General features: G+C 68.9%; 1 protein-coding gene (only partly in view). It reads left to right on the top strand.

Going from position 1 to position 16,974, the window contains the following annotated elements:
- Positions 1 to 16,903, top strand: the 3' end of a protein-coding gene (locus ACIA75_RS00310; protein WP_397098277.1) for a non-ribosomal peptide synthase/polyketide synthase. Its footprint begins 46,391 nt before the window's first position; 16,903 of the gene's 63,294 nt are visible here — the last part of the coding sequence; the start codon falls outside the window, past its left edge; its stop codon occupies positions 16,901 to 16,903.
- Positions 16,904 to 16,974: the final 71 nt, after the last annotated feature.

The following is a 16,974-nucleotide window of genomic DNA, read 5'->3' as shown; positions in this document are numbered from 1 at the left end:
GGTCTTCCAGGCGCGTACCGCCTTCCGCGGCCCGCGCACACCGGTCGAGCAGATCATCGCCGAGGTGTTCGCCGAGGTACTGGGCGTGGACCGGGTGGGTGTAGACGATTCGTTCTTCGCCCTCGGCGGCGACAGTATCGTCTCCATTCAGCTGGTGTCCCGGGCGAAGGCACGAGGTGTGGTGTTCACACCGCGGCACGTTTTCGAACAGCGGACGGTGGCCCGACTGGCCTCGATTGCCGAATCCGCGGACGCCGGCACTCCGGTGGATACTCTCGTCGAACTGCCGGGTGGTGGCATCGGCACAATGCCGCCGACGCCGATCGTGCGGTTCATGGCCGAACGGCCCGGGGCCGTCGGCCGGTTCCACCAGCTCATGACCCTGGACCTCCCGATCGGCATCGACCGGGCGACAATCGCCGCCGTGGTGGCCCCGGTCGTCGACCGGCACGATATGTTGCGCTCGCGGCTGTACTTCGCCGACGGCGATCTGATCGTGGAAACCGCCGAACCGGGCAGTGTCGATGTGGACGCGCTGATCGACCACACCGTGTTCGACGGCACCGTCACCAGTGACGAGGTGTCCGTGATCGCCACGGCAGCAGTCGATTCGGCGCTGGATCGGCTCGATCCCGCCGAGGGCGCGGTCGTCCGGTTCGTCTGGCTGGAACCCGATACCGCGGACCGGTCCGGCCATCTGGTGGTCGTCGTGCACCACCTCGCGGTCGACGGTGTGTCCTGGCGTGTGCTGGTACCCGATTTCGTGCTGTCCGCCGTCGCGCGCAGTGCCGGCCAGATCCCGGAACTGCCGGCTCCGGTCACCTCCATGCGCACCTGGGCGCACGCCCTCGAACGGAATGCCTACAGCCCGGAGCGGCTCGCGGAACTGGAGTACTGGCGCACCGTCGCGGGTACGCCCGATCCGCTGCTCACCGAGCGCGGGCTGGATCCGTCCGTGGACACTGCCGGATCCGTCGAGGTACACGCGGTGCGGGTGTCGCCGGAGGTCACCCAGGCTCTGCTCACCACCGTGCCGGCGTTGTTCCACGGTGGGGTGAACGACGGTCTGCTCACAGCACTGATGCTGGCGACTGCCGCCTGGCGGGCGCGCCGGGTGCCCGGCACGCCCCTGGACGATCCACTGCTGATCCGGCTCGAGGGCCACGGTCGTGAGGAAGAGATCGTGCCCGGGGCCGACCTGTCCCGCACGATCGGCTGGTTCACCGCGCTCTTCCCGGTCCGGTTCGATCCGGCCGGTATCGATGTCGACGCCGCCTTCACCGGCGGGCCGGAACTCGGCGCCGCGCTCAAGCTGGTGAAGGAACAGTTGCTCGCGGTGCCCGACAAGGGCGTCGGCTACGGTCTGTTGCGCTATATGAACCGCGAGACCGCCGCGGAACTCCCGGAACAGATCCCGGGCCAGGTGAACTTCAACTATCTGGGCCGCGTCGGCGCCGGGGAGATCCCCGACGAGATGCACGGTTTCGGCTGGCTCCCGTCGGCCGATGTCGGCGTGGATGTCGGCTACGACCCGGATATGCCCGCCATGGCACTGTTCGATATCAACGCCATCGTGGCCGGCGATACGCTGACCGCGCGGATCGGCTACCCGAGCACCCTGTTGTCGGCGGACGAGGCCCGCGAATTCGGTGACCTGTGGGTCGAAGCTCTGGAAGCTGTTGCCCGCCATGCCGCTTCCGCGGACGCGGGCGGTCGCACGCCGTCCGATTTCCCGCTGGTCGCGCTGACCCAGCGGGATATCGAGAGCGTCGAGCAGCGGTTCCCGATGCCGGTCGCCGATATGTGGCCGCTGTCGTCTCTGCAGGCCGGCATGCTGTTCCACGCGCAACTCGCCGCCACCTCGGTGGACGTGTACACCGCGCAGGCGGTCCTCACCCTCACCGGCCGGGCGGACGCCGACCGGCTGCGGGCGGCCGCGCAGGCCCTGGTGGACCGCTACGAGAACCTGCGGACGGTGTTCGTCACCGACCGCGCGGGCGGCTCGGTCCAGGTCGTCCTCGACGACGTGCCGGTCGACTGGACCGAGTACGACCGCAGCGCCACCGGCAGTGCCGATGATCTGATCGAGGCCGACCGGCTCCGGCGCTTCGACCTCACCGAACCGCGGCTGATCAGGTTCACGCTGATCAAGACCGCACCGGACACTTGGCAGTTCGTGGTGTCGAACCATCACATTGTGCTCGACGGCTGGTCGATGCCGCTGCTCATGCGGGATCTGCTCGCGCTGTACGCCGTGCGCGCCGACCGCGCGGCCTTGCCCGCGGCCCGTTCCTACCGGCACTTCCTGGACTGGGTGGGCCGGCAGGACCACGACGCGTCGCTGGCCGCGTGGGATTCCGCGCTGGACGGGGTCACCGAACCGACCCTGCTCACCCGGCCGGACGCCAACGGTGCCGCGGCCCACGAGATCGAGTCGCTGTCCGGCGAGTACGCCTTCGAACTGGACACCGCGGCTACCGCGCGGATCGTCGCGCTGGCCGCCGAACTCGGTATCACCGCGAACACCGTGCTGCAGGTGGCGTGGGCGATCCTGCTCGGCCGGATCACCAGCCGCGACGATGTGATCTTCGGTGCGACCGTCTCCGGTCGTCCGCCGCAGCTGACCGGTGTGGAGACCATGGTCGGGTTGTTCATCAACACGATTCCGGTGCGGGTGCGGTTCGATCAGTCCGAACCCGCGCGGAACCTGCTGGTCCGCACCCAGGGCGAGCAGGCCGATCTGCTGGACCACCACTACGTGGGTCTGGCCGATATCCAGGCCGCGGCCGGGCTGGCGTCGCTGTTCGACACCCTGCTGGTGTTCGAGTCGTATCCGGTGGACGTCGAGGGCATCCAGGCCCAGGCCACCGATATCGACGGGATGGCGGTGACCGGGCTGACCTCGGTCGACGCCACCCACTACCCGCTGAGCCTGATCGCCGCGCTGGGCAGCACCCTGCGGATCCGCGCCGGCTATCTGCGCGAGATGTTCGACGAGGCCGGTGTCCGGCGCATCGCCGACCAGCTGGTGCGGGTACTCACCGCCCTCACCACCGCACCGGATCGGCCGCTCGGCGAGATCGAGTTGCTCGACGACGCCGAGCGGGAACTCGTCCTGCGCCGGTGGAACGACACGGTCCATCCGGTGGACGCCACGGCGACACTGACCTCGATGTTCGACGCACAGCTCGCCCGGACCCCGGACGCGCCAGCGCTGACCTTCGACGCGGAGACGCTGTCCTACGCCGAGTTCGCGACCCGGGTGAACCTGCTGGCCCGGTGGCTGATCGACCGGGGCGTCGGCCCGGAATCCCTGGTGGCGCTGGGGATACGGCGGTCCATCGATCTGGTGGTCGGTATGTACGCGGTCACCGTCGCCGGTGGCGCCTATGTCCCGCTGGATCCGGATCATCCGGCCGAGCGGACGGAATACATCCTGGCCACCGCGGACCCGGTCTGCGTGCTGACCTCCGGGGACGATCTGCCGACCGATACCGCTCAGGTGCGTATCGACAAATTGGAACTCTCCGGTTACCCCGATACCGCGATCACGGATGCGGATCGGGTGGCGCCGTTGCGGCCGGAGAACACCGCGTATGTGATTTTCACGTCGGGTTCGACGGGTCGTCCGAAGGGTGTGGCGGTGTCGCATGCGGCGATCGTCAACCGTTTGGTGTGGATGCAGGCCGAGTACGGTCTCGAGTCCGCGGATGTGGTGTTGCAGAAGACGCCGTCGACGTTCGATGTGTCGGTGTGGGAGTTCTTCTGGCCCTTGCAGGTGGGTGCGCGGTTGGTGGTGGCCAAGCCTGATGGTCATCGGGATCCGGCGTATCTGGCCGAGGTGATCGATGCCGAGGGTGTGACGGTGGCGCACTTCGTGCCGTCCATGCTCACCGTCTTCGTGGCGGCCCTGCCCGGCGAGGCGGGCGTGCGGCCGTGTGCCTCGCTGCGGTCGGTCTTCACCTCCGGTGAGGCACTGCCCGGGAAACCCGCGCAGCGGTTGCGGGAGCTGACCGGTACCGCGGTGCACAACCTGTACGGCCCGACCGAGGCCGCCGTCGACGTCACGTACCACGAAGTGACGGACGCGGATACGGCGACGGTGCCGATCGGCGCCCCGGTGTTCAACACCGAGGTGTACGTGCTCGACGACCGGTTGCGGCCGGTGCCGGTGGGGATCGCCGGTGAGCTCTACCTGGCCGGTACGCAGTTGGCGCGTGGCTATGTGGCGCGGCCGGACCTGAGTGCGGATCGGTTCGTGGCCAGCCCGTTCGGCACCGGCGAGCGGATGTACCGCACCGGCGATGTCGTGCGCTGGAACGCCACCGCCGAACTCGAATACCTCGGCCGCACCGACTTCCAGGTGAAGCTGCGCGGGCTGCGGATCGAACTCGGCGAGATCGAGACCGCGCTGACCGATATCGACGAGGTCGGTCAGGCCGTGGTCGTGCTGCGTGGTGATCCGCGCACCGGTGATCAGCTCGTGGGCTATCTGGTGCCCACCGCGGGCGCCCTCCTGGATCTCGAGGATGTGCGCGAGGACCTGTCCGGCCGGTTGCCCTCGTACATGGTGCCCGCCGCGTTCGTGGTGCTCGACGAGCTGCCCCTCAATGCTTCCGGGAAGCTCGATCGGAAGGCGCTGCCCGCGCCGGTCATCGAAGCGCGGGAGTTCCGGGCGCCGGCCACCCCGATCGAGGAGATCGTGGCCGGTATCTACGCCGAGGTCCTCGGGGTGGAGCGGGTCGGCGTGGACGACGACTTCTTCGCCCTCGGCGGTAACTCGCTGAGCGCCACCCGGGTGGCGGCGCGGCTGTCCGCGGCGCTGGACACCGACGTCGCCGTCCGGGAGCTGTTCGAGGCCTCCACGGTGGCCGCGCTGGCGGCGCGGGCCGAAACCCATACGGGTGGTGGCGGCCGGGTGCCGCTGGTGCCGCAGCCGCGGCCGGCCCAGACCCTGCCCTCGGGTGAGGTCGTCGAGCGGGTGCCGCTGTCGCTGGCGCAGCAGCGGATGTGGTTCCTGAACCGGTTCGATCCGGAATCGGCCGCGGACAACCTGCCCATCGCGGTGCGGTTGTCGGGTCTGCTGGACCGGCAGGCCCTGCAGATCGCCATCGCCGATGTGCTGGCGCGGCACGAGTCGCTGCGCACGTACTACCCGGAGGTCGACGGGACCCCCTATCAGCAGGTGGTGCCGACCGCGACGGTGATCCCGGACCTGACCCCGGTGGACGTCACGGAAGCGGACCTGTTCGCCCGAGTGGCCGAATTCGTCTCCGCCGGTTTCGATGTCACCACGGCTGTGCCGTTCCGGGTCCGGCTGTTCGAGGTGGACCCGACCGAGCATGTGCTGGTGGTCGTGGTGCACCACATCTCCGCCGACGGTTTCTCCATGGGACCGCTGGCCCGCGATGTGATCACCGCCTACAGCGCCCGGATGGAGGGCGGCGAGCCGGGCTGGACCCCGCTCGAGGTGCAGTACGCCGATTACGCCCTGTGGCAGCGGCAGGTGCTGGGTTCGGAAGACGATCCGCAGTCGGTGATCGCCGCGCAGATCGCCTACTGGTCCGCGGAACTGGCGGGCATTCCCGAGCAGCTGGACCTCCCGGCCGATCGGCCGCGGCCCGCCGTGGCCTCCGGCCGGGGCGACTCCTTGACCTTCGAGATCGACGATGCGGTGCACGCCCGGCTGGTCGAGCTGGCCCGCGCGCGCGGCGTGACCTTCTTCATGGTCGTCCATGCCGCGTTCGCGGTGCTGCTCTCGCGGTTGTCGGGCGAATCCGACATCGTGGTCGGCACACCGGTCGCCGGGCGTGGTGAACGCGCGCTCGACGATGTCATCGGCATGTTCGTCAACACCCTCGCCCTGCGCACGCCGGTCGAGCCCGGCACCGGTTTCGTCGAACTGCTCGATACCGTGCGCGGTAGCGATGTGGCCGCGTTCGGTCACGCGGATCTGCCCTTCGAGCGACTGGTCGAGGTGCTGGACCCGGTCCGTTCGCAGGGCCGTCATCCGCTGTTCCAGGTGATGCTGTCGCTGCAGAACAACAATCCGCAGGTGCGCGGTGAGCTGCCCGGGCTGGCGATCACCGGTATCGAATCGCCCATCGAGACGGCGAAGATGGATCTGTATCTGGAGCTCGCCGAACAGTTCGGCGCGGCCGAGCCGGGTGCGGCGTCTACGGCTTCCGGGGTGACCGCGAAGTTCATCTACGCGACGGATCTGTTCGACCGGGCCACGGTGGCCGGGTTCGCCGACCGGTTCGTCCGGTTGCTCGGCGAGATCGTCGCCGATCCGTCGGTGCCGGTCGGAGATGCACAGATCCTGGCGCCGGCCGAGCGGTCCCGGGTGCTGGCCGAGTGGAATGCCACCGAGCACGTCCTGCCGGAGCGGTTGCTGCTGGACGGGTTCGTCGAGATGGCGGCGGCGTACCCGGATCGGGTGGCGGTGTCGTTCGAGGGGACGAGTCTGTCCTACGGGGAGTTCTCCGCTCGGGTGAACCGGCTGGCGCGGTTGCTGATCGCGCAGGGCGTCGGGCCGGAGTCGCTGGTCGGGCTGCTGGTGTCGCGGTCGGTGGACCTGGTCGTCGGCATGTACGCGGTAGTGGCCGCGGGCGGTGCGTACGTGCCGTTGGATCCGGCGCATCCGGCGGAGCGGATCGGCTACATCCTGGATACCGCGGCACCGGTGTGCCTGCTGTCGACCACCGCGGATGCGACGGCTGTGGGCGCCGAACCGGTGGGTGACGAGGCCCGCGGGGACGCCGCTGTTGCCGGCGCCGTGGTGGGAGTCATCGCGGGTGTGCCGGTGCTGGCACTGGACGTCCTGGACACGAGTGGTTTCGATGCCGCGCCGATCGTCGACGCGGATCGTCTCGCGCCGGTTCGGCCGTCGAATACGGCCTACGTGATCTTCACCTCGGGCTCGACCGGACGTCCGAAGGGTGTGGCGGTGCCGCATTCGGCGATCGCGAACCAGGTGGCGTGGATGCTGGCGCAGTACCCGATGGGTGCGGACGATGTGTACCTGCAGAAGACCGCGACCACCTTCGACGTGTCGCTGTGGGGTTATTTCATGCCCCTGGCCGCGGGTGCGCGGCTCGTCGTGGCCACGCCGGACGGCCACCGGGACCCGTCGTACCTGGCCGGGGTGATCGCCGAACAGCAGGTCACGGTCACCGACTTCGTGCCGTCGATGTTGACGGTGTTCGCCGCGCACACCGAGGCCGGGTCGATCCCGAGCCTCGAGCATGTGTTCGTCATCGGTGAGGCGCTGCCGCCGGAAACCGTCACCGCGATGCACGCGGTCTCGGATGCGGCGATACACAACTTGTACGGTCCGACCGAGGCGGCGGTGTCGATCACCTACTGGCAGGCCACCGGTGCGGAGGCCGGGAGTGTGCCGATCGGTGTGCCGCAATGGAATTCGCGCGTGTATGTGCTGGATTCGCGGCTGAACCCGGTGCCCGAGGGTGTGACGGGTGAGTTGTATCTGGCCGGTGATCAGCTGGCGCGCGGGTATGTGACGCGTCCGGATCTGTCGGCGGATCGGTTCGTGGCGAGTCCGTTCGATGCGGGCACGCGGATGTACCGCACGGGCGACTTGGTGCGGTGGGCGCAGGTGGACGGCCGGCCGGTGCTGGAGTACTTGGGCCGCACCGATTTCCAGGTGAAGTTCCGTGGTCAGCGGATCGAGCTCGGTGAGATCGAGTCGGCGTTCCTGGCGCAACCGCTGGTCAGTCAGGCCGCGGTCATCGTGTCCGCTTCTCAGCTGGGTGAGCAGTTGGTGGCGTATGTGGTGCCGGCTCCGGGTGCGGAGGTGGTGACCACCGAGCTGCTGGAGGCCGTGCGTGCGGTACTGCCGACCTACATGGTCCCGGCCGCGGTGGTCGAACTCGCTGCCTTCCCGCTGAACACGTCCGGGAAGCTGGACCGTAAAGCCCTGCCGGAGCCGGTGTTCCAGGTGCGGGAGTTCCGGGCGCCGTCGACTCCGGTCGAGGAGATCGTGGCCGGCGTGTTCGCCGAGGTGCTCGGGATCGAGCGGGTGGGTTCCGACGACGACTTCTTCGCGCTCGGCGGTAACTCACTGATCGCGACCCAGGTCGCCGTTCGACTGGGCGCGGCACTGGACACCCAGGTTCCGGTGCGGATGCTGTTCGAATCGCCCACGGTGGCCGCGCTGGCCGCGCAGGCGGAATCGCAGTTCGGCTCCGGTGCCCGCACGCGACTGGTACCGCAGCCGCGTCCGGAACAGACGTTGCTGTCGGGTGAGACCGTCGCCGCCGCGCCGCTGTCGCTGGCACAGCAGCGGATGTGGTTCCTCAACCGGTTCGACAATCGGTCCTCGGCCTACAGCGTGCCGATGGCCGTCCGGCTGACCGGTGCGCTGGATGTGGCCGCGCTGGGTGCGGCCGTCGGGGATCTGGTGAGCCGGCACGAGGTGCTGCGCACCGTGTACCCCGAGACCGAGTCCGGTCCGGTGCAGGTGGTACTCCCGGTATCCCGCGCGGTACCGGAGCTGGAAGTGCGCACCGTTGCCACCGAGGATCTGCAATCGGCCGTGCTGGAACTGGTGTCGACCGTTTTCGATGTCACCACCGATGTGCCGTTGCGCGTGGCACTGTTCCGGGTCGCCGAGACCACGGACGAGTACGTGCTGGCCATGGTGGTGCACCACATCTCGGGTGACGGCTCCTCGGTGGGCCCGCTGACCCGTGACCTGATGACGGCCTACGCCGCCCGCGCCGCGGGAGAGACCCCGGTGTGGGCGCCGCTGCCGGTGCAGTACGCCGACTACAGCATCTGGCAGCGCGAGCTGCTGGGCGACGAGGCCGATCCGGAGTCGCTGGCGCACCGGCAGGTCAGGTACTGGCAGGAGACCCTGGCCGAGCTGCCCGATCAGCTGGATCTGCCCGCCGACCGGCCACGTCCGGCGGTGCAGGGCTATCGCGGCGGCCGGGTCGAGGTGCATATCGATGCCGAGACCCACCGGGCGCTGGTCGGGCTGGGCCGCGACCACAACGCGACCCTGTTCATGGTTGTGCACTCCGCGTTCGCCGCGCTGCTGTCGCGGCTGGCCGGCGTGGACGATATCGCCATCGGTACCCCGGTCGCGGGTCGTGGCGAAGCCGCGCTCGACGATCTGATCGGCATGTTCGTCAACACCGTGGTGTTCCGCACCCGGCTGGAGCGCGGCGAACCGTTCACCGGCCTGCTGGCCCGCCAGCGGGAGATCGATATCCAGGCCTTCGCACACGCCGATGTGCCGTTCGAACGTCTGGTGGAGGTGCTGAACCCGGTCCGGTCGACCGCCCGGCATCCGCTGTTCCAGGTGGGTCTGTCGTTCCAGAACCTCGGGCAGGCCGCCTTGGAGCTGCCGGGGCTGCGGGTCTCGGGTGTCGATATCGACACCGAGGTCTCCCAGTTCGATCTGCACCTGATCGTCGGCGACGCCTACGACGAGGCCGGCGCCCCGAACGGTATCGGCGGTTACCTGACCTATGCCGACGACCTCTTCGACCACAGCACCGCACAGGGCTTCGTGGATCGTTTCCTGCGCTTGCTGACGGCGATCGTCGCCGATCCGGAAACCCCGGTGGGCGATCTGGAACTGCTGGCCGCCGCGGAACACGACGCGCTGATCACCGACCGGAACGCCACCGCGCAGCCGGTGGATACCGCGGCCACGCTGGTCTCGCTGCTGGATGCCACGGTGGCGGCGAATCGGCGGGCGACCGCGCTGGTCACCGACGACGGCACGCAGCTCACCTACGAAGAGCTCGATTCGCGGGTCAACCGCCTGGCGCGGCAGCTGATATCGCTGGGTGTCGGTCCGGAGGATCGGGTCGTGCTGGCGTTCCGCCGCTCGGTGGACCTGATCGTGGCCATGTACGCGGTCGCGAAATCCGGTGGCACGTACGTTCCCGTAGACCCGGATCAGCCGGCCGAACGTACCGGCTACATCCTCGATACCGCGGCACCGGTATGCGTGCTCACGAACAGCGAGGCGGATTTCGACACCGCTCTCGCGCCCGTGGTCTCGCTGGACGAACTGGACCTGTCCGAACTCGACGCGAGCCCGATCACCGACGCCGACCGGCGCGCCCCGCTGCGGCCCGCGCACACCGCGTACGTGATCTTCACGTCCGGTTCCACCGGACGCCCGAAGGGCGTGGCGGTGTCGCATGCCGCGATTGCCAACCAGTTGCAGTACGTACGAGTCGAATTCGGTCTCGACGGCGCCGACGCCGTCCTGCTCAAGACGGCCGCCACCTTCGACCTGTCGGTCTGGGAGTTCTGGTCGGCCGCGGTCTGCGGTGGCCGCCTGGTCATCGCCGCACCGGACGGCCACCGCGATCCCGCGTATCTGAACGAGCTGATGCGCCGGGAGTGGGTCACCACGCTGCATGTGGTGCCGTCCATGCTGGACGCGCTGCTGGCCGCCGACCTGCCGGATTCGCTGTGGCGGGTCATGGCCATCGGCGAGGCGCTTCCGGGTGCGACCGCACAGCGGCTGCTCGCCGAGCACCCGCGCGTCGAGCTGTACAACCTGTACGGACCCACCGAGGCCGCGGTCTCCGTCACCACCCATCGGGTCACCCCGGCGGACCAGGTGTCGGTGCCGATCGGTGCTCCGCAGTGGAACAGCCGGGTGTACGTGCTGGATTCGCGGCTGCGCCCGGTTCCCGACGGTGTCGCGGGTGAGCTGTACCTGGCCGGTGCTCAGCTGGCCCGCGGTTATTTCGGCCGCACCGATCTGACCGCCGACCGGTTCATCGCCGACCCGTTCGTTCCGGGCGAGCGCATGTACCGCACCGGTGACCTGGTGCTCTGGAACGATCAGGGCGAACTCGTGTATCGGGGCCGCACCGACTTCCAGGTCAAGATCCGCGGGTTCCGTATCGAACTCGGTGAGATCGAGGCCGCGCTGCTGGCACTGCCGGAGATCGCGCAGACGGCGGTGCTGGCGGTATCCCATCCGCGCACCGGAGACCGGCTCGTCGGATACCTGGTGCCGTCGGGTGCGGACGTGGACGTCGCCCGGGTGCAGGCCGAGTTGGCGGCGCAGCTGCCGTCCTACATGGTGCCCTCGGCGTTCGTCGTGCTGGATGCGCTGCCGTTGAACATCAACGGCAAACTCGATCGGAAGGCACTGCCGGAACCGGAACTCGAGGCTTCGGTGTTCCGGGCGCCGGCCACACCGATCGAGGAGATCGTCGCCGGTGTGTTCGCCGAGGTACTCGGAGTGGACCGGGTCGGCGCCGACGATGATTTCTTCGCCCTGGGTGGTAACTCGCTGATCGCGACGCAGGTCGCGGCCCGGCTGGGTAAGGCGCTGGACACCACGGTGCCGGTGCGGGTGCTGTTCGAGGCCCCCACGGTCGCCGGTCTGGCTGTCCGGGTGGAGCAGCAGGCCGGTGCGGGCGGGCGTGCCGCGCTGGTGCCGCAGCCGCGTCCGGAGCGGGTGCTGGTGTCCGGTGAGACCGCCGTGGCTGCGCCGTTGTCGCTGGCGCAGCAGCGGATGTGGTTCCTGAACCGGTTCGACGGTGAGTCGGCGGCGTACAACATTCCGTTGGCGATCCGTTTGTCCGGTGCGCTGGATGTGGATGCGTTGCGGGCGGCGGTGGCCGACGTGGTGGCGCGGCACGAGGTGTTGCGGACGGTGTATCCGGAGACCGAGTCGGAACCGGTGCAGGTGGTACTGCCGGTCGGGCAGGGTGTGCCGGAGTTGCATGTGCGGACCGTGGCGTCCGATGAACTGCTGCCGGCGGTGACGGAGCTGGCCTCGGCCGGTTTCGATGTGACAGCCGAAGTGCCGCTGCGGATGGTGCTGCTGCGCGTGGACGACGCGGACGCCGAGTTCGTCCTCGCGATGGTGGTGCACCATATCGCCGGTGACGGTTCCTCGCTGGCGCCGCTGACCCGGGATCTGATGACCGCGTACGTGGCACGGACCACCGGTGCGGCGCCGAGCTGGGCGCCGCTGCCGGTGCAGTACGCGGATTACAGCATCTGGCAGCGGGAGCTGCTGGGCGACGAAGCCGACCCGGAATCGCTCGCGGCGAAGCAGGTCGAATACTGGCGGTCGGCGTTGGCCGGGGTGCCGGACCAGCTGGACCTGCCGTCGGATCGGCCGCGTCCCGCCGTACAGTCCTATGCCGGTGGGCGGGTCCCGGTCGTGATCGATGCGGCGACGCACGCCGGGTTGCAGCGGGTGGCGCAGCAGCAGGGCGCGACCCTCTTCATGGTGGTCCACTCGGCGCTGGCGGTGCTGCTGGCCCGGCTGTCCGGCACCGATGACATCACCATCGGTACGCCGATGGCGGGTCGTGGTGAGCAGGCGCTCGACGATCTGATCGGTATGTTCGTGAATACCCTGGTGTTCCGGACCGAGGTCGAACGCGGGGAGTCGTTCGCGGATCTGCTGGCGCGGCAGCGGGAAGTGGATATCGCGGCGTTCGCGCATGCGGATGTGCCGTTCGAGCGCCTGGTGGAGGTGCTGAACCCGGTCCGTTCGCAGGCCCGGCACCCGCTGTTCCAGGTCGGGTTCTCGTTCCAGAACCTGGCGCAGTCGAGTCTGGAACTGCCCGGGTTGACGGTATCGGGTGTGGCCGTCGATACCGCGGTCTCGCAGTTCGACCTGCACCTGATCGTCGGCGACAGCTACGACAGCGCCGGCGTGCCGAACGGGGTGAGCGGTGAGCTGACCTACGCCACGGATCTGTTCGATCACGCGACCGCGCAGGAGTTCGTGGTCCGGTTGAGCCGCTTGCTGGCCGAGATCGTCGCCGATCCGTCGGTGGCGGTCGGGGATCTCGATATCCTCGCTGCCGCCGAACGTACGGTGCTGGCGGATCGGAATTCGACTGTCCACGAGTTGGATTCGGCCGCAACGCTGGTGTCGCTGCTGGATGCCACTGTGGCCGCCGGCCTGGATGATGTGGCGTTGGTCGCTGCTGATGGATCCCAGGTGTCTTATGCGGAGTTGGGTGCGCGGGTCAATGGTTTGGCCCGGTTCCTGATCGCGGAGGGTGTCGGTCCGGAGGTTCGGGTCGGGTTGGCGTTGCGGCGGTCGGTGGATCTGGTTGTCGCGATGTATGCGGTGTCTGTGGCCGGTGGTGTGTATGTGCCGATCGATCCGGATCAGGCCGCGGAGCGTAGCGAGTACATCCTGGAGACCGCGGCGCCGGTGTGCGTGCTGACGAATATCGAGACCGGGTTCGGTTCGGCCGGCACCGGCGAGGCACGGACGGCTGCGCCGATCGTGGTGCTCGACGAGCTGGATCTCACCGGATTCGGTACCACGCTGGTGGCCGATGCCGAGCGCGTCGCGCCGTTGCGGGCGTCGAATACCGCGTATGTGATCTTCACGTCCGGTTCGACGGGCCGGCCGAAGGGTGTGGCAGTCCCGCACTCGGCAATCGTGAACCAGTTGCGTTACATCACTACCGAATTCGCGTTGGACGCTTCGGATGCGATTCTGCTGAAGACGGCGGCGACGTTCGATCTGTCGGTGTGGGAGTTCTGGACCGCCGCCGTCTGTGGTGGCCGGATGGTCATCGCGTCGGCGGAGGGCCATCGGGATCCGGCCTACCTCAACGCGTTGATGGGCCGTGCGGCGGTCACCACGTTGACGGTGGTGCCGTCGATGCTGGATGCGCTGCTCACCTCGGGTGCGGGTCCGTCGGATTCGTTGCGGCGGGTGCTGGCTATCGGTGAGGCGTTGCCCGCGGCGACGGCGCAGCGGATGCTGTCGGATCATCCGGCGATCGAGTTGTCGAACCTGTACGGTCCGACCGAGGCCGCCGTGTCGATCACCACCCATCGGGTCACGGCCGCGGATGTGGTATCCGTTCCTATCGGTGTGCCGCAGTGGAATTCGCGGGTGTATGTGCTGGATTCGCGTCTGCAGCCGGTGCCCGATGGTGTGTCGGGTGAGTTGTATCTGGCTGGTGTGCAGTTGGCGCACGGGTATTTCGGCCGGGCCGATCTGAGTGCGGATCGGTTTGTGGCGGATCCGTTCGTTGCCGGTGAGCGGATGTATCGTACGGGTGACCTGGTCGCTTGGAACGGTGCTGGTGAGCTGGAGTATCGGGGTCGTACCGATTTCCAGGTGAAGATTCGTGGTTTCCGGATCGAGCTGGGTGAGATCGAAGCGGCTTTGCTGGCGTCGCCCGAGGTCGGTCAGGCCGCGGTGGTGGCGAAGTCGGATCCGCGGACCGGTGACCGTCTGGTGGCCTATGTGGTCGCCGCCGGCTCGGCCCCGGTGGATACGGCCGGTATCCAAGCCGAGCTGGGGCAGCGGTTGCCGTCGTACATGGTTCCCGCGGCGTTCGTCGAACTCGACGCACTGCCGTTGAATGTGAACGGGAAGCTCGACCGGAAGGCTCTGCCGGAGCCGGTGTTCGAGGCGACCGCGTTCCGGGCGCCGTCGACCCCGATCGAGGAGATCGTGGCGGGTATCTTCGCCGAGGTCCTCGGTGTCGACCGGGTCGGTGCGGATGACGACTTCTTCGCCTTGGGCGGTAACTCGCTGGTGGCGACGCAGGTCGCGGCCCGGTTGGGTGCGGCACTGGATGCGACGGTGCCCGTGCGGACCCTGTTCGAAGCCTCCACGGTCGCCGGTTTGGCGGTGCGGGCGGAACAGCATGCGGGCTCGGGCGGCCGGGCGGCGCTGGTGCCGCAGCCGCGGCCGGCCCGGGTGCCGTTGTCGCTGGCTCAGCAGCGGATGTGGCTGATCAACCAGTTCGATCCGAGCTCGGCCGGTTACAACATCCCGCTGGCCATCCGGCTCACAGGCGCACTCGATGTCGCGGCGATGCAAGCCGCCGTCACCGATGTGCTGGAGCGGCACGAATCGCTGCGCACCCGGTACCCGGCGGACTCCGACGGACTCCCGTACCAGGAGATCTTGCCCGCCGCGCAGGTGCTGCCCGGTGGGCTGGGTGTCGAGTCGGCGGAGGATCCGGTGGCCCGGATCGGGGCCCTGATGTCGGCCGGTTTCGATGCCACCCAGGAGGTACCGGTCCGGGCGCTGCTGCTCGCCACCGGACCCGAGGAGCATGTGCTGGCGTTCGTCGCGCACCACATCGCTGCCGACGGTTCGTCCCTGGCGCCGCTGGCCCGGGATCTGGTGACCGCCTACCTGTCCCGCGCCGCCGGCGAGGCACCGGGATGGTCGCCGCTGCCGGTGCAGTACGCGGATTACGCCCTCTGGCAGCACACCGTGATCGGTGACGAGAGCGACGGGGATTCCGTCGCCGCCGAGCAGCTCGCGTACTGGCGCAAACAACTCGACGGGATCACCGACGATGTCCAGTTGCCGCTGGACCGGCCGCGGCCGCAGGTGCCGTCGATGCGCGGCGGAGTCACCGAATTCGGCGTCGCCGCCGAGGTGCACCGGTTGCTGGACGAATCCGCGCGGGCGCGGGGTGTCACCCTGTTCATGGTGATGCACGCCGCGGTGGCGGTCCTGCTGTCCCGGTTGACCGGCACGAACGATATCGCCGTCGGAACCCCGGTGGCGGGTCGTGGTGAGCGGGAACTCGACGACCTCGTCGGCATGTTCGTCAACACCCTGACACTGCGGACGCAGATCGACCCGGCCATGACGTTCGCCGAGCTGCTCGACCACGCGCGGGAAACCGATCTGTCGGCCTTCGCCAATGCCGATATCCCGTTCGAGCGAGTGGTGGAAGCGGTGCTGCCCGACCGGGCGAACGCGCAGAATCCGCTGTTCGATGTCCTGGTGTTGTTCCAGAACACCGAGCAGGCCGTGATGGATCTTCCCGGCCTGACCGTGCAGGGCCTGGACGGGGGCACGCTGGCGGCGAAGACCGATCTGATGATCGGTATCGATCCGCAGCGCGACGCCGACGGCGGCTACGGGCAACTGTGGTCGGTGTTCAACTACGCCACCGACCTGTTCGACGAATCGACCGTGCAGTCGTTCGGTCGCCGGTTCGAACGCATCCTCACCGCGGTGGCCGCCGACCCGCAGATCCGCATCGCCGATATCGACATCCTCGATGCCGCCGAACGCGAGCGGATGGCGGCGCCCGCCCAGCAGGCGGCCCATTCCGCCACCTCGGGCACCGCGCTGCCGCAGCTGCTGCGCGCCTCGGTCGAGGACGACCCGGAGGCCCCCGCTCTGGTGTGGGGCGAGGAGGAGATCACCTATCAGGAATTGGACGCGCGGTCGTCGCGGCTGGCGCGGGTGCTGATCGCGCGCGGTCAGGGGCCGGGGACCGGTGTGGTGGTCCGGCTCGACCGCGGGATCGATGCGGCGGTCGCCACCTGGGCGGTGCTGAAGGCCGGTGCGGCGGTGGTGTCCGCCACAGAAACCGACGCCGCCACGGCCGCGGGGATCACGGTCGGCGCCGGTATCGCCGCGGGTGCGGCGCCGGGCACGCCGGCGGTGGACTGGCTGGTGCTCGACGATCCGTCGCTCGCCGGCGAGATCACCGCGCAGTCGCCGCGCCCGGTCACCTATGCCGACCGGGGCCGTCCGTTGCGCGGCGGCGATACGGCCTATGTGGCGGCCGGCGGTGCGCAAATCTCCTACGACGAGCTGGCGGCCGTCGTGAGCCGCGTGCACAGCGACACCGAGCTGACCTACGAATCCCGTACCTTCCGGCACGGACCGGCCGACAGCCTCGGCGCCGTGGTGGAGATCGTGGCAGCCGGTGCGGCCGGGGCGGCGGTGGTGCTGATCCCGGAGGTGAGCACCGAGGCGCTCGCCGACGAATGGGTCACCCACCTGTGGGCCGGGCCCGCACGTCTGGCGGACCTGGACCCGGAGGCCCTGGAGGACCTGCTCGCGATCGTTCTCGATGAGGACGGGCAGCTGCCCGATGGCTGGTCGGAGATCGAGCATGTGCTGGATCTGTCCGAGCCCGCGGAGTGACGCCTCCGGCGGCAGCTTCGGGTCGGTGGGCCCCGGCTCGCGTGCGCCCGGCGTGATCGACGCCGGGCGCA

The organism is Nocardia sp. NPDC051750, from assembly GCF_044453135.1.
Taxonomy (GTDB): domain Bacteria; phylum Actinomycetota; class Actinomycetes; order Mycobacteriales; family Mycobacteriaceae; genus Nocardia.
The sequence above is the reverse complement of the archived record's forward strand: the minus strand, read 5'-3'. Positions and strand labels throughout refer to the sequence as shown.